Source organism: Clostridium sp. ATCC BAA-442 (genome assembly GCF_964239415.1).
Classification (GTDB): Bacteria; Bacillota; Clostridia; order Oscillospirales; family Oscillospiraceae; genus Flavonifractor; species Flavonifractor plautii.
In genome coordinates this window covers 1-24,617 of record NZ_CAXSQB010000053.1, presented here as the reverse complement: position 1 = coordinate 24,617, position 24,617 = coordinate 1, and the positions used below count along the sequence as shown (strand labels likewise).

Here is a 24,617-nt window from a genome sequence, read left to right as displayed (position 1 = left end):
GTTGGCCTTTTTTGCCTGCCCTGTTTTCCAATGAGGATTTTTTCATTCAGAGGCTTGACTTTTTATTTGCAGACTTTCGTTCGGTTCATTCACTGGGGATGTTCCGTGCTTGCTTGCGGGGGATGGGGGCGCTTCACTACCGTGGCACTATGATAGCAGGCCGCGGCGCGGGTTTTCCATTCGCAAAAGGCAATGAAATGGGAGAGCAAATTTGTAAACTCTGTGTGGGTTTCAGAAAAATGAATTTAAGATTTCAAAAATACCCGTTCTGCGTTTCAAATATGGAATATTTGTTTCGCTTTGAACTGTAAATTTATAGAAAACATCGGTTGATTTTTATAGTTTCTCAGAAAAAACAAGTAAAATTTGTGCAAAACAGATAAGGGCGGGTGCGGTTCACCCTCCGCCTGCTGCTCCTTGTGCGGAACAAAAATATCTGTTACACTGAACATGAATACAAAGTTTTTGTACCGTTCTGGTCAAAAGGAGTGTCACACCATGAAATCAGAATCTGCGGAGCTGGTAAGCGGCCTCATCCGCCAATACCGCCGCCTGCGCCTGCTCTACCTGGGTTATCTGGCAGCGGCCGTCCTGGCGCTGGTCTTCTTCTTTGTGGACAAGCGCGTTACCCTGGCGCTGGTGGCGGCCAGCCTGGTCTACCACCTGGTGGTGGTACGGAGGGCGGGGAAGGCCTACCAGCGGGCCTTTGTCCACGCCTGCGGCCAGTGTACCCTGGCCCGGCGCCTCCAGGACGCCCGCCACACCGAAGCGCCCACCTTGGAGGAGGGGGAGCTGCGCCGCGCCCGCCTGATCGCCGCCAACGACGGCAAGGGCTCCGTCCTGGTGCGGGAGGGCGGCTCCGGTACCTACCACGGCCGCCGTGTGCGTCTGGGTGACGCCGGGTTTACCCATTCCTTCTCCATGGAGGGGAAAACCCACCACGAGTTCGTAGTGGGCACCTGGGTGACGGTGGAGCTGGGGAAGGACACCGGGCTGGACTGGCGGCTCATCCACGAGCGGGTGATGATGAAGCCGTCCCGGGACGCCATGCTGCGCCGGGAGAGCGGGCTGCGGCGGGTGGTGGGCTTCGGCCCCGGCTGGATGGAGGACGGCACCTGGTTTGCCCTCCGGCCGGAGGGCAACCCCGACGTGCCCGGTGACGCCTTCCTCGCCGCCCTGCGCCGGCTGTCCGCCGCCACCGACAAGCCCCTGGCCGTCTGCGTCCAGGGAGACCGCCTCCATGTCTTTGTCACCAACCGTATCCTGGGCCAGAAAGTATCCAGCCGCGTCCCGCCGAGCGCCGCCGTGGCCGAGGTGGATTTTCTCCCCGAGCTGGACGGAATTCTCAAGGCCTCGGACGCCCTGGTATAAAACTTCATGCGCCAAGAGTGCACCACGAAAACGGGCAAAGGCTTGTGGCGCATGAAGTTTATGCGCATATGGGCCGTCCAGGCCCATGCGCTTTGATTTCATGGCCGTGCCGCTGAAAGCGGCCCCCCGGTATCGCCGGGGGGCGCACCCTGTCTGCTGTTCGGTCAGCCCTCGAATCGGTCGCGGATGCCATACTGCTTCATCCGCCGCCAGAGGGTGGTTTTGCTGATGCCAAGCTCGGCGGCGGCCGCGGCCCGGCTGCCGCCGTTGCGGGAGAGCACCTTCGCCAGCCGGGCGGCCTCGGGGGAGACGGCGGCGGGGAGGGCCTGCCCCTGGGCGCGGACCACCGGGAGGGGATAGAGCTCCTCCAGCAGGGAGCGCACATAGCCGTCGTTTACCGTGCGGGCGGGGGCGGTGAGCACCATGCGCTCCAGAAAGGCGCGGAGCTGGATGTAGTTGCCCGGCCAGGGGTAGTCCATGAGCAGCCGCCGGGCCTCCCTGGTGAGCACCACATAGCGGTTGAACTTCACCACGCAGTCGTCCAGGCACATGTCGATGGCCTGGTTCAGATCGTCCGGGCGGGTGCGCAGGGGCGGCAGGCTCAGCCGCAGGGGGGTGAGCAGATAGTAGAGCTCGGGCTGAAAGACGCCGGCCTCCAGCTTGGGAGCCAGGTCCCCGGTCAGGGAACCGATGACCCGCGCCGCCACCGGGGTGGGGGTGTTCTCGCCCTGCACATGCACCACGCCCTCGCGGAGCAGACGGCAGAGCACCCGCTGCCCGCCGGGCGTGAGCTGGTCCAGGTTGTCCAGATAGAGCGTCCCGGTGTCCGCCGCCTTGCCCGCCCGGGACAGGGCGGCTTCCTGCTCAGGGGAGTGGGCCGCACAGTCGAAGGTCACGAAGGGGCCCTTGGAGCAGGGGCTGGCGTTGTGGATGCTCTGGGCAAAGAGGGACTTGCCGCTGCCCACCTCGCCGTAGACCAGGATGGGCTGCCCGGTTTCGGCAAAGGTGCGGGCCAGCTTTACCAGGCGGGACATCTCCCGGCTGGTGTGGTTCACGTCTTCAAACCGGCCGTGAGCCAGATAGCGCTGAAGCCGGTAGCGTTCCCGCAGAGCCCGCTCTCCCTGGCGCTCCATCTTCTGCATCTCATAGAAGGAAAATACCATGCCCTCCCCGGCGTCCCAGTCCGCCACGGGGGCGGCATTGGCCACCACGTGCACCCCCGCCACGTTGAGCACGGAGAAGTAGAGCTCCCGCCGCTGGGCCAGCGCGTCGGCCCAGAACTCGGCGTCCTCCCGGGGCATCAGCGTGGAAAGAGGGAGTCCCACCAGCTTCTCCCGCTCCTGCTCCAGGATCTTACAGGCCACGTCGTTGCTCTGGACGATGATTCCCCGGGCATCCAGCTCCAGAATCCCGTTGAAGGAGTAGTCCAGCAGAACTTGCAGGTGGGCCGTGTTGCGGCGCTCGGCGTCGGCGACCTGCCCCACGTTGCGGGCGTGGAGCAGGCTGGTGCGCAGGGAGTCCTCCGTCCCGTCGAAAAAGAGGGTGCGCTTGCCCAGCCGGCGGCAGTAGGCATTGACAAAGTCGCCGCCCAGAATGACATCCATCCCGTCGGCCACCGCCTGCTCCGCCCCGCGCTCCATCTCCGACAGGCCGGAGATAAAATAGGTGTGCAGCTCTATGTCGAAAATCTCCTCAAAGACCTGAATATTCCCCACCATGTTGGGGATGGTCACCACGCCGATCTTCGGCCGCTCCAGATGGGAGACCAGGCTGCGGGCCCGGTGGAGCAGCCGGGCGATCTCCAGGCCGGTGAGCTGGATCTCCACCACCGGGAAGTCGGTGTGCTCCTTGAGAATGGACGCCTGGCGGCCTCGGGCCACCAGGATGTCGGCGCCTGTGCGCCGACAATCCTCCATGAGGTCTAGAATCCGCTCGGTGGGGACGGACTGGTTGAGCACCACATCCATCTCCAGCTCCCGGGCGATCCGCCCGGCGGGCTCCACCATCTCCTCACGGGGGAGCAGGAGCGCAAATCTCGCCATGTCGATTCCTCCTTCTGCTTCGTTCTCATCTTACCCCAAGGAAAGGCCGGTTGTAAAGATTGTAAAGCGGGAGATGGCGCGGCTGAAAAATCTCATGCCAGAGGGTTCAGAGAGAAGGAGCGTGTGAAGGGAGCTGCCAGGGTTCCCTTTGGCATGAAATCAAACGGCGGGGCCGGGACAGAGAAAATCCGTCCCGGCCGCCCCGTGTCTCTGAAACGATATGTGGAATCGCAGGGAAACCGGAAATCAGCGGACCAGGCAGGGGCGCTTGGGATCGAAGGTCCAGCCGGGGATCAGGTACTGCATGCCAACGGCGTCGTCCCGGCCGCCCAGACAGTTGTCCAGGTAGAGCTGGTGGGCCTTCTGGAGCTGCTCCCGGTCCAGCTCCACGCCCAGGCCGGGCCGCTCCGGCAGATTGATGCAGCCGTCCACGATCTGCAGCGGTGCCCTGGTCAGGCGCTCCAGCCCCTCCTGCCAGATCCAGTGGGTGTCGATGCCGTTGAGCTTGCCGGGCACCGCCGCGGCGCACTGGGTCATCATGGCCAGGGAGATATCGAAGTGGTTGTTGGAGTGGCAGCCCCACATCAGGCCGAAATCATTGCACATCTGGCCCACCCGGACGGAGCCCGCCATGGTCCAGAAGTGAGGGTCGGCCAGGGGGATATCCACACTGCGCAGGGCGATGCAGTGGCGCATCTCCCGCCAGTCGGTGTCAATCATGTTGGTGGCGGTGGGCATGCCGCTCTCCTGGCGGAACTCCGCCATAATTTCGCGTCCGGAGAAGCGGCCTTCGGCGCCGCAGGGATCCTCACAGTAGGCCAGAACCTTCTTCAGCTCAGGGGCAAGGGCCAGCGCGTCCTTCAGCAGCCAGCCGCCGTTGGGGTCCAGGGTGATGCGGGCCTTGGGGAAGGCCTCCTTCAGAGCCTGGACGGCCTTCAGCTCCTCCCTGCCCTCCAGCACACCGCCCTTGAGCTTGAAGTCCTCGAAACCGTACTTCTCATAGGTGGCCCTGGCCAGCGCCACGATGGCGTCGGGGGTCAGCGCCTCCTCATGGCGCAGGCGGTACCAGTCGCAGTCGGAGTCGGGCTCGGAGTGATAGGGCAGATCGGTCTTTTTGCGGTCGCCCACGTAGAACAGATAGCTCAGAAAGCGGACCCTGTCCCTCTGGATGCCGTCGCCCAGCAGGGCGGCCATGGGCACCTCCAGATATTGGCCCAGTAGGTCCAGCAGGGGAGTCTCCACCGCGGTGACCACGTGCACGCCGGTGCGCAGGTCAAAGGTCTGCTGGCCCCGCACGTCGTCCTTAATATTGGCCGTGAGCCACTCGTTGAGCCTCCGCAGGGTCATCTTGTAGTCGGCCACGCTGGTGCCCTCCACCAGGTGCTTCACGTTCTCCAGGGCGCGGGTGATTTTCTGGCCGCCGGGGACCTCGCCAATGCCGGTATTGCCCCGGTCGTCAGTGAGCACCACAATGTTGCGGGTGAAGTAGGGGGCGTGGGCGCCGGAGAGGTTGAGCTCCATACAGTCCTCGCCAGCCACGGGATAGACCTCCATGGCGGCCACTTTGGGGGTATTGGCCATTACAATGCACTCCTTTGTTCCAATTCAGGTGAGTTGGCGGATACGCCTCGGTAGTGAGCGGCCCGGCCCTCCCTTCAGGACGGAATACATTCCTGACACTGTGGCTGCATTTTATCACGGCACTCCCAAGAAGGCAAACGGATTAAACTGATCGCTCAATTAGGAAAACTAATTTATTTTGATATTTTGCCATAGTGTTTCTAATTCTGCTGTCCCTGCGGCATCGAACCCCACCACAGGCGCGCTTATCCGCTTTTTCTGTTAAAGTGATTAAAAAAATGAATTTGAGTGCCGAATAGTTTGGTGGTAAGATCCAAATATGCTGCTGGTGTTTCCAATGCTTTAGCTTCACGACCGAACGCCATCCACAAGAAAAAAGGAGGAATCTCTGTATGAAGCACCGCATTCAAATGAGAGCCGCTGCCTCGGCGCTGGCCGCATGCATATGCCTTTCGGTTCTGCCCGGCGCGCTGGCCGCAGAACCCGGACGGGTCAAGGCCCCCGGCAGGACGGAGATGGAGCACGGGCCAGTGAGCACCGAGTTTGCCAGTACTCGCCTTGCTTTTGCGGTCTCTGATCCGGTGACCAACGCCGACGATACCGTTACGCTGGACGTAGCCTACGCCGACAGCCAGGGCACCAAGCACGAGAGGGTCACCCCCACCGGCATGACCGAGACCGACGTGGCGCTCATTACGGTGGCGGACAATCCGGTGGCTGCCGGCTCCACCATTGAACTGTGCTACAACGAACAGGGTGAGCTGATCAACATCAAAAATATCTACTCGGCGTACATGTCCGACCTGGGCACCGTCTATTTCGATACCATGAAGTACGGTGCCGAGCTCTCCCCGGTGAACGGCGAACCCGGCGCCATGCTGGCCACCGGCTGGCTCACCGCCAAGTCGGGCAATCAGATCACCGTGGGCGACCTGGATCTCTTTGACGAGACCTACACCCTGGCCCCGGACGTGAAGGTCTACGAGTTCAACACCGACACCAGCACCCTCACGGCTAGGCGGCTCAGCGACGTACCCGTCACTCAGAAAACCGACGGCGAATTCTACAAGACCGCCAACCGTCAGCAGGTTATGGTGGTCTTTGACCAGAACTACCGCAACGCTGAACAGGCCGAGGTGGTGGAACTGTACTACATCACCCCCCAGCCCACCATTGACGAGAAGTACCTGTACCCCGCTGACCACATGCCCATCGACAGCTTTATGACCGAGAACGACGGCAAAACTGTGGCCAAGCCCACGGCGGCCGCATGGCTCACCGCCACGGAGTCCTTTGCCATCATCCCTGACCGGCTGTACTACGTGGGCGACAACGAGGTGGCCATCTATCTGACCCAGGCCGACGACGGTACCCTCATCCTCCTAGACGCGGGCTGGCCCGCCAGTGGGTACCAGTACTGGCGGAACATAGAGGCCATGGGCTTCGACCCCAGAGACATTGACTATATCCTCCTGACTCACGGCCACGGCGATCAGTACGGCACCGGCGCCGAGCTGGACACCATGATCAAAAACGCCGGTGGAGACCCCGTGGTTTACGAGTGCTACGAGGACACCTACGGTTACGATATCTACGGCTTCCCTGAGATCACCGGTATCATTGAGGATACCCCGGTACTCAACGCCGTGGACAAGTTCTACATCAATGATACGTGGATGGAGTTTGACGGCAGCGTGCGCATCAAACCCGTTCTTACCGCCGGCCACACCAACGGTACTGACTCATTTATCTTCGAGCTGACCGACCCTGCCACCAACGAGACGCTCACTATCTCCTACCTGGGCGGCTACGGCGTCAACGGCAACACCAAGTACGACCCCGACGACGACCCGGAGAACCGGGGTTATCTGCGCCTGTCCTTCCAGTACGGCCTGCGCTACCTGCAGCAAACTGTGGAGCCGGACTACATGATTCCTCAGCACACCAACCAGTACCCCATGCTGGAGATCAACAAGGCCGCCGAGGAGAAGGGCATTCCCTTCCTGGAGGCCGTGAACAGCGGCAGCTATGAGTGGGTAAACTTCCTGGAAAAGCGCCAGGCGGTTATCACCTACGAGGATTACTACCAGAACTGGAAGGCAGATCCCAAGGACGAGTTCGGCACGGAAATCACCGTTACCGACGCGGAGCTCCAGACCATTGAGGCCGCAGGTCCCTACCGCCGCGAGGGAGGCACCTACCAGATCACCCTCACCGATGGCGGTAGGATCATCCAGGGCTTTAACCGCTATATGAACCAGACCGACAAGCTCTCCGGCGTGGAAAACGCCCAGGGCCAGGACGTGGGCGACGGCATCTTCATCCTGAAGGATTCCTTTACCCACGATCCCGACGCCTGGTATGTCCAGGTGGGCGCCCGCGTCAGCGACGGCTATGATGGAAGTTGCGCCGGAGGCCCCATTGAGAGTGTCCACGACAACTGGTTTGAGATCCTCCGTACCGAGCGCCTGGACAGCCGGGAAGAGGCCGAGGCCCTGCTGGCCCAGCTCCAGTCCGGAGCCACCTACACCGTGACCCTGGACCAGTCCAGTGAGATTCAGCTGGCCGACAATCTGACCGACACCTTCCGGCCCGCCGCCGGCGGAACCTTCACCGACGTGCCGGCCACCCATTGGGCGGCCGGGGCCGTGGAGTTCGTCTCCAGCCAGGGGCTGCTGCAGGGCACCGGCGCTTCCGCCTTCGCCCCCGGGCAGCCCATGACCCGCGCCATGCTGGTCACCGCCCTGTGGCGGGAGGCGGGCTCCCCCGTGGTGAACTATGCCATGGACTTTGACGACGTGGACGAGGACCAGTGGTACACCGAGGCGGTGCGCTGGGCGGCCTCCGAGGGCATCGTCACCGGCACCGGCAAGGGCTTCTCTCCTGACGCCGCCCTCACCCGCGAATCTCTGGCCGCCATTCTCTTCCGCTACGCCGGCGGACAGGCGGACGCGGACCAGCTGGACAGCTATGCCGACGGAGCCGGCGTCAGCGCCTGGGCCAGAGAGGCCATGAACTGGGCGGTGGCACAGGGCCTGATCACCGGTAAATCGGGCGGCCGGCTGGACCCCGGCGGCACGGCCAGCCGCGCTGAGGTATCCGCCATCCTCATGCGCTACGTGCAGAGCGCCCAGGCCTAACGCCTTTTTCGGGGATTCTCCCCAGCTGCGTGCCGGGGTGAATTCCTGACGTGGGAGGATGTTCAGGCCATTGACTTAGCCTTTCTGCCGAGCGGTTCAATTTTATGAAGCTGCGGGACGCGGCGAGGGATGGTCCTATGATGTGTAAGTATCCGCCGCTGCGTCTTGCGCGGTGAAAAACGCCTCTGAGGGAGGAGAAGGTTCATGGAATCCATCATTTTAAATCTGCTTAACCTGACCGGGGAGGAGCGGGCGGCCTTTGCCGTCCTGGCCCCCCAGCGGTTCCACCCCGACGGGGACGGACTGACGGTGGAGGACTGGCAGTCCGCCCAGGTAATTCTGGGCAACCCGCCGCCGGAGTGCCTGCGGGGGAGCACCGCCCTGCGCTGGCTCCACACCCGCAGTGCCGGGGTGGACCCCTATACCGCCCCCGGCGTCCTGCCCTCGGAGGCGGCGCTGACCTGCTCCACCGGGGCTTATGGCCATTCGGTGTCAGAACACCTGTTCGCACTGCTGCTGGCGCTGATGAAGCGCCTGCCCAGTTACCGGGACCAGCAGAACAGGGCGCTTTGGAGGGACCTGGGCCCTGTCAAGACTCTGCTGGGCGCTCAGGTGCTGGTGGTGGGCACCGGCGACCTGGGCAGCTCCTTCGCCCGGTTGTGCCAGACCCTGGGGGCCAGCACCAGCGGCGTGCGGCGGGACCCGGCCAAGCCTGCCGCGGGCATCGAGTGCATGTACGGCTTCGAAGCGCTGGATACGCTGCTCCCCGCGGCGGATGTGGTGGCCCTCACGCTGCCTCAAACCCCCGGCACCGTCCGTCTCTTTGACAAGGCGCGGCTGCTGCGCATGAAGGGGGACGCCATCCTCCTCAACGGCGGCCGGGGGAGCTGCGTGGACGGTCAGGCCCTGGCGGAGGTGCTGGCGGATGGCCGCCTGTGGGGCGCGGGCCTGGATGTCACCGACCCGGAGCCCCTTCCGCCGGAGCATCCGCTGTGGCGGCAGCCCAAGGCGCTCATCACACCCCACACCGCTGGAGGAAACCACCTGGCGGACACCGAGCGCCGCATCGCCCGCATCGCGCTAGACAACCTGCGCCGCTATCTGGCGGGGGAGGCGCTGCGCAACCGCGTTCGCTGAAACGCCCCCTACAGAAGCTGTCGGCGCAGCTCCTCCGGCGACAGGGGAGAGAGGGCAGCCGGGGGAATGTCAAACACGGTTTTACAGCCCGCCTGTCCCGCCCGGCCCAGGCGAAAGGCGGCTCGGGCAAAGGCGGTCAGGACACAGGCGGTGAACTCCGGGTTGGAGTCCAGCGTCAGTTTGAATTCCACCAGGGCCCGGTTCTGTTCCTGCCGGCCCGTGCGGCCGCCGCGGAAGACAAAGCCGCCGTGGGGCAGGCCGCCGTGGTCCCGGAGCAGCTCCTCCTCAGAGAGAAAGTGCACCGTGGTGTCGTAGTCGGCAAAGTAGTGGGGCATGGTGATGATCGCCTGCTCGATGCGGGCCCGGTCGGCCCCCTCCTCCGCCACCACAAAGCACTCCCGCATGTGCTTCTGCCGGGTGGTCAGCGCCGGATTGGCGCCGCTGCGCACCGCATCCAGGGCGGCGGGGACCGGGATGGTGTACTGCCGCGCGTCCCGGACGCCGGGGATGCGGCGGACGGCGTCGGAGTGGCCCTGGCTGACCCCCCGGCCCCAGAAGGTGTAGCTCTCCCCGCAGGGCAGCACCGCCGCGGCCAGGGCCCGCACCAGGGAAAAGAGGCCGGGGTCCCACCCCGCGGAGATGATGGCCGTCTTCCCGCCGGCCCTGGCCGCGGCGTCCACGGCGGCAAAGTGGGCGGGAATGTTCGCGTGGGTGTCGAAGCTGTCCACCAGGTGAAAGCGTCCGGCGTACCTGGGGCTCTGCTCCGGAAGGTCGGCGGCGCTGCCGCCGCAGAGCAGCAGCACGTCGACGGCGCCCTCCATCCCGTCCAGGGCGTCCAGCGGATACACGGGTACGCCGGGCGTCTGGAGTGTGAGGCTGGAGGGCGGGCGTCGGGTAAACACGCCCACCAGCGCCATGTCCGGGTTCTGCCGCAGCGCGTATTCCACGCCGCGCCCCAGGTTGCCGTAGCCCACGATACCGATTCGGATCTGATCCATATGCTCTCCTCCCCCGGCGGCGGACAGCGCCGGTTTGATTTGGCGGCGGGAACCGTCCGGCTTCCGCCATTCTATCCTATGCGCGACAGGGGCCAAAAACGAGGGCTGCCGGGGAGAAACGGAAAAAACAGACTGCGCGCGCCGCCTGTCTCTCAGGCGGCGCGCGCAGTCATTTTTGGAAGGGAAGCTCAACCGAGGTATCTTTGGAGCATGACGGCGACCTCAGCCCGGGAGGCAGTGCCGTCGGGGTCCAGAAGGTTCCCCTTCTTGCCGGTGATGACGCCCTGCTCCACGGCCCAGCTCATGGCCTCCGCGGCCCAGGAGGAGACCGCCTTGCTGTCGGCAAAGGCGCTCAGCTCCGCAGAGCCGGCGTCAGCGCCGGACGCGCGGTAGAGCATGACGGCCAGCTGCTCGCGGGTGATGGAGCCGTTGGGGGCGCTTCCGTCGGAGATGCCGTTTTCCTTGGCCCAGGCCATGCCCTTTTCATACCAGGTGCCGCCGCCGGAGGTGCTCACGCCGTCCTGGCGGGCCAGAATGGTCATCATCATACCCCGGGTGGTTGGGGCGGCGGGGGCAAATGTGGTGCGGGAGGTGCCGGTCATGAGGCCGTTCTCCACCGCATAGGCAATGCCGCCGGCGGCCCAATGGCTTGCGGGGACATCGGTGAACCCGGTGCCGCCGGTGCTCATTTTGGCGTAGATGGCATTGGTCACATAGCGGTAGTCGTCCTGCTGGTGGGCGCGGTTGTTGACGGAGTTGGCAAAGATGGTGAGATCCATGCCGTCCCGCTCCAGGGCGATGGCCTCCACAAAGCCGTCAATGGGAGTTCCGTTCTCGTTGAGGCAGCAGCCGGCGATAAAGCTGTCCTGCTCCGCGGCCTGGATGAGCACCGTGGCCCCGGCGGGGACGGAGGTGAGCACGCCGCAGTTATAGGTATACAGCACATAGTCGCCGTCGGCGGCGTAGCTGGCGGTGATCAGGCTGTCGGTGGGATAGGTGACGGTATGGAGGGCCTCCATGCCCAGGGTGGTGTAGGTCAGGTCGGTGACCAGGTTTTTGGAGATGTACTCCAGCGGGTCGGAGCCGGTGGCGATGTAGGGGGTGCCGGCCTTGACAGCGGCCACGGCGGCCGCGCCCTTCTCCCCCTGATCTAGGGCTACGTTGCCCACAATGATATCCGCCTTGGCGGGATCGTCGGTGACGGTGAAGCCCAGCTGGTCGATGTAGGTCTCTATGTCGTAGTTGGAGGTGCCGTTGCTGTAGACATTGCGGTAGTTCTGGAAGCCGTAGCCGTCGCGGAACCACTGGGCGAAGTAGCCCTCCGTGAGCTTGGCACCGGAGAATGCGTCATAGCGGCCCGCGAGGAAGAGCGTGGGCTTCCGGATGGCGCTGGCCGCGGGGGACTCGGCCGTCCGGGTGGCGGAGAGCACAAAGTCGTCCGCAACCGTCTCGTAGCTGGCGAGGGAGAGAGCAAAGTCGCCCTTGTGGTCGCCGGAGGTGATGAGGCTTACGGTGCGGCCGGCATCCAGCAGGGCGTTGACCGCGCGGACCGCCTCGCTGCCGTTGTTGGAGAGGATGACCACGTCGCCCGCCGTGCCGGTGAGCTGGGATCTGCCGGTCACCGTGCTCACCTCGGTGAGCTTGCCGTCAAAGGCGCCCTCTGCGGCGATGGGGATGCAGTCAAAGCCGCGCATGGCGGGGAAGTTGGTAACCGACTCGGAGTACAGATCGGGGAAGCCGGAGGCGGAGGCGTCGGCGCCCTCCCACAGGACGGCGTTGGCGTAGTTCCGCTTGGCCTGATGCATGTCCACCACCAGGGAACCGGCCCTGTAGGTGACGCCGCCCACGGCGGTGTCCGTGTCCAGCGAGGATACCCTTACGCCGTTGCGCAGCAGGAACCGGCCCATCGCATAGGCGTCGGCGGGATCGCGCTGGGAGGCGGCGTCCACGGGGATGACATAGTACTCGGGGAAATAATTGTCGTTCTCCTCGTAGGGGACGCGCCAGGTATCGGACTGCAACTGCTTGTTGTTCACATCCACATACCACTTTTCCATGCTGTCCCGGTGATCTTCGTTCTCGATGCCCCGGCGGAAGAACTCCAGTTGGTTGTGGTAGATGTCGTCCTTGTGCTCCATGACGTAGTCGATCAGGCCGTAGACGCCGTACTCGAACAGGTCGGTGGATGCCTCGTTGTTATAGGGGGTCTCAATGGTGTAGCCCAGGGAGCCGCAGTTGAGCATGGCGTAGCTGGGGCCGTAGTTGGTACACAGGTCGTCCCAAGCGGACCAGTGCATGGTGGAGGGGTCGTAGTCATCCCGCAGAGGCATGTAATAGGACCAGTACAGGGTGTCGGGATGCTCCTCCCGGGTGGCCGACATGGTGCCCAGGGCAGCCGTGCCGAAGGCCTCGGAGCCCAGCGCAAAGTTCTTCACCAGCAGGTCGTATTCCAGGTTGGGCTCGTGGGTCGGGGTGCAGGGCTCCACCAGGAATTCGGTCATGTAGCCGTGCAGCTCGGCGAATACCACCGGGTTCCAGTCGTTGATCACCTGGACCAGATTGGTAGTCTCGTTCTGGGTCTGGTTGGAGGCGTCCCGGTTCAGATCAAAGCCGTTGTCGTTGCGGCGGGTGTTGTAGGTGCGCCCGTCCGGGTTCTCATTGGGGCAGATGACAAAGATGATGTCGTCCAGAATGTCATCCACCTTCAGCGTGATGTCGCCGCTGATGGTATAGAGCTCACTGGCATCGTTGACGCCGGTGTTGTCCTGAATGTTGCCCTCCGCATCCCTGGTGAACTTCTGGGAGCCCAGGCCGGTGATGCCCAGGTCCAGCACGTCGGGGGCGAACATCTCCGAGATGTCCACACTCTTGTCCTTGAAGCCGGTGAGGGTGTTGTAGGTAACGGTCTCCTGTGTAGCCAGGGCGCGCAGGACGTTGAGCTGGGCGTCCACGCCGGGGTCCTCGTCGGGGTGGACGTTGTTAAGGAAGAAGGGCACGCGGTAGTCGCCCATGGAGCCCTTCTCCAGCTTGTCCTGGAGGGAGGCGGGGTCGGTCTCGGCGATGGCGTTCATGGCCTGGAAGGCGTCCACGGACGCCTTGCTGTCGGACAGGGTGACGTAATACTGATCCCGGCCGCCCTCGCTCTGGCCGAAGGTGGTGACGGTGATGTACCGGCCGGGGAGCGCCTCGTCGATGATGTCCTGGATGGACTCGTCAATGTCGTCGTAGCGGGTATAGCTGTCATAGGCATTCACCGTCATGTCCGTCTCCGCCACTACGGTATCACCGCTCCGGGCGGACAGGGTGTACGTGCCGATGAAGCTGGGCCAGGCATTCCGGTTTTTGGAGGAGTCGCCGTTGATGCCGGTAAAGGAACCGGCGGTAAAGGGCAGGGTTACGGTGACCTTGCCGCCGCTGGACGACGCGGCTGCATCGCCCAGGGTGAACAGTGCGTCGCCTCCTTCGCCGTTGTTCCAGACCTGCCAGCGGTCCAGGCGGTCGCCTGGGTAGTAATAGGGATAGAGCGTCCCGTCCTGGAAGCCCTCCTCCCGGGTGAGGTACCAGGTAAGGCCGGCGGCCCAGGCATCGGGAGAGGCGTCCCCCAGTACCGAGGCGTCTACGGTGAGGGTGGCGGTAAAGGCTTGATCCCGGTCAACCAAAGCGAGCGTAGAATCCGAAACGGTGAGTACGGAAGGGGCGGGCGTTTCGGCCGCGGAGGAAATGGCGCTGACGGAAAGCAGCATGCTCAGAGCCAGGAGAAGGGAGAGGGTCCGGACTGCGCGGTGGATACGCATGGTCATGGTCGAGGCCTCCTTCATGAAATGTGGTTCTCAAGCTTCCTCCATGGAAGAAATCTTACTGCTGTTGCTGCACCGGAATCGATCCCCCTTCCTGTAACAGTACTATGACAATAGGATAGCATGGGGTGGAAAAAACGTCAATATAGGAAAGGTGTAGATGCAATTTCTTGTATATATTTTACAATGGGCTGCTGTCAAAAGCATGCGGAGAGAGAAACAGAGTGAAATCCAGATTTTGCTGGAAAGCAGTTTGAAAATACGGTAAAATATCCCCCAAAGGGCTGGCCGTGACACCCGCGGAGCCGGAGCACAACGGAAAGGACGGAAGGGACATGCTGTATGAGACAATTGCGTTTCCCGACAATGCACCGCTGCAGTGCAGTATCGTGGAGGTGGAGGAATACCCCTTTCATATGCACGACGACGTTCTGGAGATCATGTTTGCCCTGGAGGGCTCCTTTGAGCTCACAGTGGTCAACAACGTGCTGGACATGAAGGCCGGGGATATTTACGTGAGCTGTCCGCGGGAGCTGCACCGGCTCTGCGCCTATCCCCACACCCGGGGGACGGTGATGCTGCTGCACATCAATGTGGAGGCATACCGGGCGGAGTTTCCGGACCTGCGGACCTACCAGTTTGCCAACAGTGCCCTGGAGAACAATACAGCGGGAATCCAAATGCTGGGCAGCTATCTGAAAAAGCAGCTCCCCAGGCTGCTGGACCGGACGGGGACGGAGACGGCTGCCTACAGGGAGGTGGGGGAGAAGATTCTCAACACTCTCATCAAGGAGTTCCAGTGCTATTATCTGGGCAGCGGCTTTCCCGAGTTCAACAACGCCTACAAGGGAAACGAGCTCCAGCTCCGGCGCATCCGCCGGATCACGGACTACATCTACCGCAACTACAACAAACCTATCCGCATTGAGGATGTGGCGGCCATGGAGCACATCAGCGCCAACCACCTGACCAACATTCTCAAGAACGGCTGCGGCGTGGGCTTCCGGACCTTCCTGAACATGGCCCGTGTGGAGAAGTCGGCGGCCATGCTGCTGGAGGGGTGCAAGGGGCTCCAGACCATCGCCTACGAATGCGGCTTTTCCAAGTACAAATATTTCAGCGACAGCTTTGAAAAGAGCTTTCGCACCACGCCACAGCAGTACCGGCGCAGGTACCAGAGCCGCACCATTGCGGTGCAGGCATATAGCTGCAGGGCACTGGAGGGGCAGGAGCTGGAGCTCCTGCTGCAAAAATTCTGCCGGAAGTCGGAGGAAATCTCGCTGGACTGGGGCGGACGGTATGAGGAGAAGCCCCTCCGGAGGCCCCGGTGCGTCAGCCTGGCGGGTGCCGCCTACGACCACATCACCTGCTTTCCGGAGCTGCGGCGGCTGCGGGAGGAGCTGGGGCTGGACACCGTTGCGCTTGATCTGGACTTTCTGCGCCGTTACCGGAACAGCCCCAGAGTGCTGAACTATATCCTGAATGATCTGTGGTCGCTGAGAATGAGGCTGCGGGTGTGTGTGCCGCCGGGGGAGCCGCTCCGGGGGCTGAGGGAGGAGTTGGAGCCCCTGCGGGAGCGTTTTCTGCGGCCCGGCGGTGAACTGGAGGTGATCGTTCCGGCGGCTCCCGGGGAGGAGGAGCGGGCCAGGACTCTGGCGGAGGCCCTGTCCGCCGGCCGGCTTCCGGTGCGCGTCACCGGGGCAGAGCACCGGCCGGAAGCCAATGCGCTGTATGGCTCCGGCTATATGCCGGGCTACCTCCTCCACACCATGGCTTCAAGCCGGGGGAGCCGTATGCCCCGGCTCACGCTGCTGGACGGGGATTCGGGTGTGGCCCTGCTGACCCCGGAGGGGCTCAAGCGCCCGGTCTACCACCTGCTCTCCCTGCTGGAGCAGTTGGGCGACACGGTAATCGCCCAGGGCGATATGTACCTGGCCGCCAGGCAGTCCGGGAGGGAGGACATCCAGGTGCTGCTCTACCACTATGACGCGTGCTTCGACACGCTGTTCGAGGGTGGCTCCCGGGTCGAGGAACAGGCCCCCTTTGTGGAGTTGATGAAGGATCACGACTACAACCGGGAGGTCACACTGAGCGTCCGGGGCATGACGGGGCGGTTCGCCATCCGGAAGTACCGGCTTACCTCTGAGGAATACGCATCCAGGTACCGGGATTTCCCCCTGCCGCTGGCGGATAGACTTTCCGCAGAGACGCTGCGGGTACTCAACGGAACACTGGCCCCTGAAATGTCCCTGAATCTTCTGGAGCTGGACGGCGCCTACCATCTGACCCTCAAGCTGGCCCCCTTTGAGATCCTGCTGCTGTGCTTTGAAAAACTATAACGTTTTCGGATTGCCCGTCCTAATCCTGTGGAATTCTTTTTATAGCAAAAATTGTGGGTTTTCATCACATTGTTTGAAAAATTCCAGTGATTTTCCTCGTTTGAAAACCTATACAATATAAACAGAAGTACAGCCAACTGGTCGTCAGTTGGCTGTACTTTTTGTTGTATTTTTCCGGGATGCAGCCGGTTTTATTTTAGCAGAACCCCCAAAATATCCGCAGGGAAGGGGCTATTTTTCTGTATCAAGTTTTCTATACTTAACATATGAAGATTGCAATCGGAATAAAAAATAGGTCGAGTCTGGTCTAATTTAAAGGGAAAGGAGCCTTTTGCCGAGGGAGAAGGAAAACAGATGTAACCCATGGATTTCGAATATGCGCTTGAGGCTGCGGGGGCACTGCCGTCCTGCGGCTTGAACGAAAGGCCTGTGGCGTTTCCGGTCCCCGCGGGTCGGAGGAGGGACTCCGGTTTGTGTGCAGGCGGAGTCCCGGACAGGGAACGGTCGGCACAGGCCGACCAATAAGTAGAGGAGGATTGTCCATGGAAAACAAAGAAAAGAAAATGCTGACAACAGAGGATCTGAACCGGACGCTGGGGAAAAGGGAGCTGTACTCCATCGCCTTCGGCCATGTGATCGGCTCCGGCGTGTTTTCGCTGATCGGAATCGGCATCGGGTACACGGGCAAGTCGGCGTGGATCGGGATTCTGCTCTCCGCCGTCTTCATTCTGCTCCAGGCCCTGCCCTTCATCGTGATGGCGGGTACCGCCCGCTTCCGCGGCGGCTATTACTCCATGATGGGCACCCTGTGGGGTCCCAAGTTCGCCGGCTTCTACATCGTCATCTTCTTTGCCTCCAACGTCTCCCTGGCCATGTACGCCATCAGCTTCGCCCAGTATCTCCAGGGCGTGCTGCCGCAGGTGCCCATTGTCCCCGTGGCGGTGGCCTGCCTGACCGTATTCTTCATTACCAACCTGCTGGGCATTGAGGGCGCGGCCAAGCTGGAGATCGTCATGGATATCGTGCTGGCTCTGGCCATGACCTGCTTCATCGTGTTCGGACTGCCCAAGGTGGACTACAGCACCCTGTTTACAGTGGACTTTGCCCCCGCCGGCCCCATGGGCATCATCACCTGCGCCGTGCTGCTGACCTGGGCCACCGCCGGCGGCATCGACATGGTCAACCTGAGTGCAGAGGCCAAGAACCCCACCAAGGATCTGCCCCAGGTCATCCTGGTGGCTACCATTGCCATCGCAATCTTCTATGCCCTGATTGCCATGGTGGCCGGCGGCGTGCTCCCCGTCTCCGAGACGGCCAACCAGCCTCTGGACCTGGTGGCCAGGGCGATCATGCCCACTCCCGTGTTCCTGTTCTTCGTCATCGGCGGCGCCCTGTTGGCCCTGACTACGACTCTGAACGCCACCTTCGCATGGATCACCAAGCCCATCCTACAGGCCTGCAACGACGGCTGGCTGCCCCATAAGATCGGCTACATTCACCCCAAGTTCAAGACCCCCGTCATTATCCTGGTGGGCTTCTACATCGTGGGCCTCATTCCCATCCTGACCGGCCTGCAGATCAGCATGATCGCCGACACCGCCGTGGTGCTCAGCAACATTCTGTTCGCCTTCATCTGCTTCGGCACCGTATTTATCCCCCAGCGCATGCCGGAGCTGTGGGAGGTCTCCGCCTTCCGCTGCAGCAAGAGCAAGCTCTACCTGAAGTCCATTCTGGGCGGCGTATCCTGCGTGGTCATGGTGCTGGTGCTCTTCTTCCAGATGAGCATGCCCCAGGCGGTCATTCTGGTCATCATCACCATTGTGGGGATTCTCTTCGCCCAGCTCCGCTACAGAAGCGGCGCCGTCAAGCCCGTCAAGAGCTATGAAAAGCTGTAATGCAGGGATCGTCTATTTTATTCAGAAGGAGTTCTTATTGTATGGACAGAACATATCAGCACATATTTACCCCTCTGACCATCCGGGGAATCACCCTGAAAAACCGCATTGAGATCGCGCCCATCTCCGTGTTCGACCTGGATACCACCCCGGAGCGCCACCCCTCCGAGCGGGATATGCAGTTCTTCCGCATGCGGGCCATGGGCGGCGCCGCCGTAGTCACCTTGGGCGACTGTATTGTCGACCCCAGCGGCGAGGACTCCGGCAAGCTGGCCTCCCCAAAGATCCTGGCGGGGCACGAGGACAACCTGCCCTTCCTGACCCGCATCGCCGACGAGATCCACCGCTACGGCGCCGTTGCCAGCATTGAGCTCAACCACGCCGGCATGCTGCGGGCCAGCGCGGGCGTCCAGGCCTGGGGCCCTGACTACATCAACTTTGACGAGACCAAGACCATCGCCCCCCTGTCCGACCAGTCCGCCTCCGATGAGCCGGTCTACCGCAAGGGCGAGGTGCTCTTCATGACCGAGGAGATGATCGAGACCGTGGTGGACGCCTTCGGCCGCGCCGCCGAGCAGGCCAAGACCTGCGGTTTCGAGATGGCCATGATCCACGCCGGCCACGGCTGGCTCATCCACCAGTTCCTCTCCCCGCTGACCAACCACCGCACCGACCGCTTCGGCGGCAGCCTGGAGAACCGGGCCCGCCTGCTGCTCATGATCATCGACCGCATCCGCCAGTACTGCGGCGAGGACTTCCTCATCGAGGTGCGCTTCAGCGGCACCGAGTACGTGGAGGGCGGCTACACCCTGAAGGAGGGCGTGGAGTTTGCCAAGCTGATGGACGGCAAGGCCGATCTGCTGCATGTCTCCGCCTGCAACTTCTACTTCCCGGAGACCGAGTGCCTGATGGTGCCCGGCATGTTCAAGGAGGAGGGCCACAACCTCTACCTGGCCGAGGAGATCAAGAAGCACGTGAAGCACTCCCATGTGGTGAGCGTGGGCGCCCACCGGGATCCCAAGAAGATCGAGGATATCCTGGCCGCCGGGAAGGTGGACATGATCGCCGTCTGCCGCGCGGTCAACGCCGACCCCCAGTTTGTCAACAAGCTCAAGAGGAACCAGGAGGAGGAGATCCGCCCCTGCCTGCGCTGCAACGCCTGCATCGCCAACTACCAGACCCGCATCACCAAGTGCGCCATCAACCCCACCCTGGACCGGCCGGAGGACGAGGTGTTCCCCTTCCTGCCCACCACGCCCAAGCGGGTGCTCATTGCCGGCGGAGGCCCCGCCGGACTGGAGGCGGCCATTGTCGCCAAGGATCGGGGGCATGAGGTCATCCTCTGCGAGAAAACCGGCACGCTGGGCGGCCTGCTCCGCTACGCCCGGAAGGTGCCCTTCAAGCGGGAGACCCAGCAGTATGTGGATTATATGATTGCCAAGGCCGTCCGCATGGGCGTGGATATCCGGCTGAACACCGAGGTCACCCCCGAGCTGGTAAAGGTCATCGCCCCCGACTTCTGCATTGCCGCCGTGGGCTCCAAGGCCCTGATTCCCCCCATCCCCGGTGTGGAGAAGGCCCATCCCATCATGGACATGTATGACGGCAAGGTACAGGTCGGGCAGAAGGTGGTCATCGTCGGCGGCGGCCTGGCTGGCACCGAGGCCGCTCTGGAGCTGGCCATGCAGGGCAAGCAGGTGACCCTGGTGGAGATGGGCATTGACGTGGCCCGCGACGCCAACTCCATCCACAAGCCCGCCCTGATGATGGAGCTCAAGGATCACGCCGAGCAGGTCACAATCCTGTGCAGGACCACCTGTACCGGGATCCATGACCACGGCATTGTGTGCAGAGACGCGGACGGCAAGGAGCTCACGCTTGACGCCGACACCGTCATCCTGTCCGCCGGCATGGCGCCCCTCCGGGCGGAGGCCCTGGCCCTGGAGCCGGTCTCCAGCGAGTTCCGCATGGTGGGCCAAGCGGCCCCGCCAGATCCTGGAGGCGGTCCGCGAGGGCTATGACGCGGCCATGGAGGTCTGAGACGGCATCCTGACGCCCCAATGAGAGAAGATCCCATTCCGGGGGCCGGCACATGTGCCGGGCCCCGGAACTTATTTCTAGAGGAGAACCGCGCAGGCAAACAAGACCGCCTCCGCTCATAGGCGGAGGCGGTCTTGCAGTGTATCCGGCGGAACGCCGCCGCTATCCGGTCCCGGGCAAAGCAAAGCCTGGCGCGGCGGACTCACCAGCACTCCAGCTCGGCCAGCACCGCCGGGGAGTCGGTGAGGATTTCTACCGGCTGGGAAAAGTCCAGAGCGAACAGGCCCATGGACGATTTGGCGTCGATAGCGATGGCGCCGTCCAGGGAGCGGACCTGAACCTCGTCAGGAACGGAGTAGGCTAGGCGGTGAAGACGCTCCAGCGCCTCCACCGAAGGGACTTTCTTCTGCACAACCACGGCGTGTCCTCCTGTCGTCAGTTCATCAGCGAGCACACCAGCTCAGTGTAGCCGGCGGGGTCCTCCAGAGGCAGGCCGGCGATGAGCTGAGCCTGGGCGTAGAGGAGCTTCGCGTACCGGGCGGCCTTGTCCCGGTCGCTCTCCACCGCCCGGCTGAGGGCGGCGAAGGCCGCCGAGTCGGGGTTGAGCTCCAGCACCCGCTGGGCCTTCATGCTTTTGGCGTTCTCGGGGTCCACCCGCTGGAAATACTTCTCCATCTCCAGGGTGATGGGGCCGTCGGCGGTGAGGCACACCGCGCCGCTCTTCAGGATTTTGGACACCCGGGCCTCCTTGATGGCGTCGCCCAGGGTCTCCTTGAGGAAGTCCAGCACGGGCTTGCTCTCCTCGGCCTTCTGCTCCAGGGCGGCCTTCTCCTCGTCGGTCTCGGGGAGGGCGTCGGCGTCGTCCACCGACTTGAAGGCCACCTCGTCCACCGCGCCCAGGGCGTCGATGACGAACTGATCGGGCTCGTCGGTGAGGTAGAGGATCTCATAGCCCTTGTCCCGGATGCGTTCGGCCTGGGGGAGCTTGGCAAGCTGCCCGGCGTCCTCGCCGCAGGCGTAGTAGATGTACTTCTGCTCCTCCGGCATGCGGGCCCTGTACTCGGCCAGGGAGGTGAGCTTGCCCTCCTTGGAGGAGAAGAAGAGCAGCAGATCCTTCAAAAGCTCCTTATGGGCGCCGTAGTCGCTCACCACGCCCACCTTGATCTGGGTGCCGAAGGCCTTCCAGAAGGTCTCGTACTTCTCCCGGTCATCCTTCTGGAGGCGGAGCAGCTCGGCCTTGATCTTCTTCTCCAGGTTGCCCGCGATCACCTTGAGCTGGCGGGTGTGCTGGAGCATCTCACGGGAGATGTTGAGGGAGAAGTCCTGGGAGTCCACCACGCCCTTGACGAAGCGGAAGTGCTCGGGCAGCAGATCGGCGCACTTGTCCATGATGAGCACGCCGGAGGAGTAGAGCTGGAGGCCCTTCTGGTACTCCCGGGAGTGGAAGTCATAGGGGGCGTGGGCCGGGATATAGAGCATGGCCTTGTACTCCACCGCGCCCTCGGCGGACACGTGCACCACGCTCAGGGGATCCTCCCAGTCGCCGTACTTCTCCTTATAAAACTGGTTGTACTCCTCCGCCGTGACCTCGCTCTTGGGCCGCTGCCACAGGGGGACCATGGAGTTGAGGGTCTCCCACTCGTCGAAGTCCTCCCACTCGGGCTTGTAGTCGTCGCCGGCGTCCTCGGGGCGGGGCTTCTGGCGGGACTTGTGCATGAGCATGACGATGGGGTAGTGGATGTAGTCGGAGTATTTTTTGACCAGCTCGGCCAGGCGGTACTGCTCCAGGTACTCGTCGTAGTGGTCGTCCTCGGTGTTTTGCTTGATGTGGAGCACGATGTCGGTGCCAGCGCTCTCCTTCCCGCAGGGGGTGAGGGTGTACCCGTCCGCGCCGTCGGAGGCCCACTGCCACGCCTCGTCGGAGCCGTAGGCCCTGGAGGTGACGGTGACGTGGTCGGCCACCATGAAGGCGGAGTAGAAGCCCACGCCGAACTGGCCGATGATGTCGGTGGTGTGCTCCCCGCCGTTCTCCTGCTTGGCCAGCTCCTGCTTGAACTGGAGGGAGCCGCTGCGGGCGATGGTGCCCAGGTTCTGCTCCAGCTCCTCCTTCGTCATGCCGATGCCATTGTCGGAGATGGTCAGGGTGCGGGCAATCTGGTCGGGGGTGAGGGTAATTTTGAAGTCGGAGCGGTTCAGCCCCACCTGATCGTCGGTGAGGGCCTTGTAGGCCAGCTTGTCCACCGCGTCGCTGGCGTTGGAGATCAGCTCCCGCAGGAAGATCTCCTTGTGGGTGTAGATGGAGTTGATCATCAGATCCAGCAGCCGCTTGGACTCGGCCTTGAACTGTTTCTTTGCCATGACAATGCCTCCTGTATCTCAAACGGTTTTGTAAACAAAGAGCGTTAGCACTCGAACTTTCTGAGTGCTAACGCTATCATAATCCTTCGCATGAAAAATTGCAAGAGGGTTCAAGGATTGTTTACAATTCGGTGGGAGCGGATGTGCCAGGACTCGCCGTCCCGTTGACCCGGCCGATCTCCTCCGGGGTGAATGCGTGCGGCTCCGCCGCCGGGGCGGAGGGCTGGGGAGCAGGGTCAGCCGGACAGAGCTCCGGGAAGGCGCTGCTGAGCAGCCCCCGGAGGCGATCCAGGGGGATGGGGCGCTCCAGGGTGGCGGTGGGGGAGGTAGCGCCGTCCGCATAGACCGGGAAGAGGAGCACAAGGTGGTCTTCCGTAAGGTAGAAGGCGTTGACATCCCAGTAGCTCTCAAAATATGCCCGGCCGTACGGGCCGTCCTCCAGACCGTCCAGAGCATCCAGAAGAGCGTCCATCCCCTTCTCGGCCGGAACCCGCAGTAAGGAGTCCAGGGTAAGGGCTTTGCCGGTGGACAGGTCAAAGAGGCTGCCGGAGACAGTGACCGCGGGCTCACCCGCCAGCGCCTCGGTGCGCTGGTAGCGGACGCTCAGGAAGCGGTCGCACCGCTGGATGGTGTAGACGCTCTCCACGGAATAGTCCCCGCCGGGCTCCAGGCCTGGAGTGCTCCAGTACTCCAGGCCCTTTTCCAGCCACCCCTCTCCCAGTATGGAGAAGTCTTCGTTTAGACTCTGCCAGACGGGGTTCTCCCCGGCGTTTTCGATGCAGGGCATGACAAAGCGCAGGGAGACCACCACCCCCTCCGGCGCGTCCGCGTTGGATTCCTCGCCGGCATAGTCCCGCTGAAAGACCTGCTCGCCCCACACCGGGGCGGGCGTCTCCGGCCGGATCGAACCGGCCTCCGGCGGCGGGGCGGTCTCCGCCGGGGCCTTCGGTGTGCAGGCGGCCAGACAGAGGGCCAGCAGCAGAACGAGCGCCAGGTATCGTTTCACATCAATCCCGCCCATCTAAGTCAAGATTCTTCTCCCGGAATACGATGCGGAAGGAGGGGATGTTGTCGAAGCCCAGGTTGGAGGTCTCCACTGTGAAGCGGTAGGCGCGCTCCGTCAGGACGGCGGTCACCACCACGTCCTCCCCGTCCTCGGCGATGGTGACATCCCGCAGGAAGTGGCTGTCCCGGCCCAGGGAGCCCGCCGGGAAGGAATAGGGATAGAGGTCCTTTGGATATGTCCCCTCACCGATCCATTCCTCTATCTCATCAGTTTCCGCGCCGCCGCTCTCCAGGCAGGTGTTGTGGAGGCGGAGGGTGAACACCCGGCGATCTGGATCAAAGCTGGTCTCGAAGCTGGGAATGGTGGTGGCCGCCGGGAAGAACCCCTCAAACAGCTCCTGGCTGTCCCCGTTGGGGATGAAGGAGAAGGACAGGCCGTCGGCATCGATGCGGGCGTCGTACACCTGCTCAAACCGGCCGCTTTCAGTATCGGGGCGGCCGTTCTCCCACCAGCCCATGTAGAAGGGCTCCGCCGGGTCCAGCCAGGTTTCCACAGTATCCAGGGTGGTCTGAACGGCGTCCTCCGGCACCCGGCCGTAGGCGTCCACCAGCACCCGCACGGTACCCGACTCGGGCAGCCCTTTCCAGGGGGTGGAGGAGCTGACACCGCCGGTGGTAAAGCGCACCTCGCCTGGGCCGGTGATCTGATAGGAAGCATCGGCGTCCAGACCCGTCAGGTACACCCGGCGGCCGGTTTCTCCGAACACCCAGTCCAGAAGGCGGGGTTCACTGCCGCCGTAGGTGTATTCCACCACAAAGTCGTCCAGATAGCCGCGCACCTCCGTCACCGTATAGCCCTCGGCCTCATAGAGGGCGGGCAGTTCCTCCTCCGTGACCGGGGTGGGCAGCTCGGC

General features: G+C 62.9%; 15 protein-coding genes. 7 read left to right on the top strand and 8 right to left on the bottom strand.

Annotation, left to right across the window (positions count from 1 at the left end; genetic code table 11):
- Both ACESY8_RS16690 and ACESY8_RS16685 read left to right on the top strand, forming a co-directional pair.
- The coding region (locus ACESY8_RS16690) for a hypothetical protein (protein ID WP_498794878.1) at positions 1-311 on the top strand (311 nt) is incomplete at its 5' end.
- A gap of 187 nt (positions 312-498) precedes the next feature.
- On the top strand, positions 499-1,371 hold the full coding sequence (locus ACESY8_RS16685) for a hypothetical protein (RefSeq protein ID WP_498794877.1): 873 nt from the start codon (positions 499-501) through the stop codon (positions 1,369-1,371).
- Between the two features lie 164 nt (positions 1,372-1,535).
- Here the strand turns inward: ACESY8_RS16685 and ACESY8_RS16680 are convergent, their stop codons facing one another.
- Positions 1,536-3,413 carry a PrpR N-terminal domain-containing protein gene (locus ACESY8_RS16680; protein WP_204681509.1) on the bottom strand — a complete coding sequence of 626 codons (1,878 nt, stop codon included), beginning with the start codon at positions 3,411-3,413 and terminating at the stop codon, positions 1,536-1,538.
- 246 nt (positions 3,414-3,659) lie between these two features.
- Positions 3,660-4,994, bottom strand: coding sequence for an enolase C-terminal domain-like protein (locus tag ACESY8_RS16675; RefSeq protein WP_054339565.1), 1,335 nt, complete (start codon positions 4,992-4,994; stop codon positions 3,660-3,662).
- A gap of 392 nt (positions 4,995-5,386) precedes the next feature.
- Here ACESY8_RS16675 and ACESY8_RS16670 point away from each other — a divergent pair, with 392 nt between their 5' ends.
- The gene (locus ACESY8_RS16670; protein ID WP_054339566.1) at positions 5,387-8,134 is read left to right on the top strand and encodes an S-layer homology domain-containing protein; all 2,748 of its coding nucleotides are present in this window, start codon (positions 5,387-5,389) and stop codon (positions 8,132-8,134) included.
- A gap of 204 nt (positions 8,135-8,338) precedes the next feature.
- Positions 8,339-9,271 carry a D-2-hydroxyacid dehydrogenase gene (locus tag ACESY8_RS16665; RefSeq protein ID WP_054339567.1) on the top strand — a complete coding sequence of 311 codons (933 nt, stop codon included), beginning with the start codon at positions 8,339-8,341 and terminating at the stop codon, positions 9,269-9,271.
- 8 nt (positions 9,272-9,279) lie between these two features.
- Here the strand turns inward: ACESY8_RS16665 and ACESY8_RS16660 are convergent, their stop codons facing one another.
- Positions 9,280-10,269 carry a diaminopimelate dehydrogenase gene (locus ACESY8_RS16660; protein ID WP_007491332.1) on the bottom strand — a complete coding sequence of 330 codons (990 nt, stop codon included), beginning with the start codon at positions 10,267-10,269 and terminating at the stop codon, positions 9,280-9,282.
- A gap of 188 nt (positions 10,270-10,457) precedes the next feature.
- Positions 10,458-14,069 carry an S-layer homology domain-containing protein gene (locus tag ACESY8_RS16655; RefSeq protein WP_434307882.1) on the bottom strand — a complete coding sequence of 1,204 codons (3,612 nt, stop codon included), beginning with the start codon at positions 14,067-14,069 and terminating at the stop codon, positions 10,458-10,460.
- Between the two features lie 332 nt (positions 14,070-14,401).
- Here ACESY8_RS16655 and ACESY8_RS16650 point away from each other — a divergent pair, with 332 nt between their 5' ends.
- From ACESY8_RS16650 to ACESY8_RS16640, 3 genes are all read left to right on the top strand, one after another.
- Positions 14,402-16,405, top strand: coding sequence for a helix-turn-helix domain-containing protein (locus tag ACESY8_RS16650; RefSeq protein ID WP_054339551.1), 2,004 nt, complete (start codon positions 14,402-14,404; stop codon positions 16,403-16,405).
- A gap of 542 nt (positions 16,406-16,947) precedes the next feature.
- On the top strand, positions 16,948-18,300 hold the full coding sequence (locus tag ACESY8_RS16645; RefSeq protein ID WP_044938890.1) for an APC family permease: 1,353 nt from the start codon (positions 16,948-16,950) through the stop codon (positions 18,298-18,300).
- 41 nt (positions 18,301-18,341) lie between these two features.
- On the top strand, positions 18,342-20,321 hold the full coding sequence (locus ACESY8_RS16640) for an oxidoreductase (RefSeq protein ID WP_498794876.1): 1,980 nt from the start codon (positions 18,342-18,344) through the stop codon (positions 20,319-20,321).
- Between the two features lie 221 nt (positions 20,322-20,542).
- On the opposite strand, the gene ACESY8_RS16635 is transcribed toward ACESY8_RS16640, so the two are convergent.
- From ACESY8_RS16635 to ACESY8_RS16620, 4 genes are all read right to left on the bottom strand, one after another.
- Complete coding sequence (locus ACESY8_RS16635; protein ID WP_007488800.1) at positions 20,543-20,758, bottom strand: hypothetical protein; 216 nt, start codon at positions 20,756-20,758, stop codon at positions 20,543-20,545.
- A gap of 17 nt (positions 20,759-20,775) precedes the next feature.
- Positions 20,776-22,698 (bottom strand): molecular chaperone HtpG, encoded by a 1,923-nt coding sequence (htpG, locus tag ACESY8_RS16630; protein WP_054339550.1) that lies wholly within the window; start codon positions 22,696-22,698, stop codon positions 20,776-20,778.
- Positions 22,699-22,819: 121 nt separating this feature from the next.
- Positions 22,820-23,704 carry a hypothetical protein gene (locus tag ACESY8_RS16625; RefSeq protein ID WP_152970541.1) on the bottom strand — a complete coding sequence of 295 codons (885 nt, stop codon included), beginning with the start codon at positions 23,702-23,704 and terminating at the stop codon, positions 22,820-22,822.
- Position 23,705: 1 nt separating this feature from the next.
- Positions 23,706-24,617: hypothetical protein (locus tag ACESY8_RS16620; protein WP_498794875.1), on the bottom strand; the 912-nt coding region annotated here is incomplete at its 5' end.

What these genes read in the sequence shown, in the direction of transcription:
- ACESY8_RS16685 (WP_498794877.1), top strand. Translation starts at nt 499, where the DNA reads ATGAAATCAGAATCTGCGGAGCTGGTAAGCGGCCTCATCCGCCAATAC.
- ACESY8_RS16680 (WP_204681509.1), bottom strand. Translation starts at nt 3,413, where the DNA reads ATGGCGAGATTTGCGCTCCTGCTCCCCCGTGAGGAGATGGTGGAGCCC.
- ACESY8_RS16675 (WP_054339565.1), bottom strand. Translation starts at nt 4,994, where the DNA reads ATGGCCAATACCCCCAAAGTGGCCGCCATGGAGGTCTATCCCGTGGCT.
- ACESY8_RS16670 (WP_054339566.1), top strand. Translation starts at nt 5,387, where the DNA reads ATGAAGCACCGCATTCAAATGAGAGCCGCTGCCTCGGCGCTGGCCGCA.
- ACESY8_RS16665 (WP_054339567.1), top strand. Translation starts at nt 8,339, where the DNA reads ATGGAATCCATCATTTTAAATCTGCTTAACCTGACCGGGGAGGAGCGG.
- ACESY8_RS16660 (WP_007491332.1), bottom strand. Translation starts at nt 10,269, where the DNA reads ATGGATCAGATCCGAATCGGTATCGTGGGCTACGGCAACCTGGGGCGC.
- ACESY8_RS16655 (WP_434307882.1), bottom strand. Translation starts at nt 14,069, where the DNA reads ATGACCATGCGTATCCACCGCGCAGTCCGGACCCTCTCCCTTCTCCTG.
- ACESY8_RS16650 (WP_054339551.1), top strand. Translation starts at nt 14,402, where the DNA reads ATGCTGTATGAGACAATTGCGTTTCCCGACAATGCACCGCTGCAGTGC.
- ACESY8_RS16645 (WP_044938890.1), top strand. Translation starts at nt 16,948, where the DNA reads ATGGAAAACAAAGAAAAGAAAATGCTGACAACAGAGGATCTGAACCGG.
- ACESY8_RS16640 (WP_498794876.1), top strand. Translation starts at nt 18,342, where the DNA reads ATGGACAGAACATATCAGCACATATTTACCCCTCTGACCATCCGGGGA.
- htpG (WP_054339550.1), bottom strand. Translation starts at nt 22,698, where the DNA reads ATGGCAAAGAAACAGTTCAAGGCCGAGTCCAAGCGGCTGCTGGATCTG.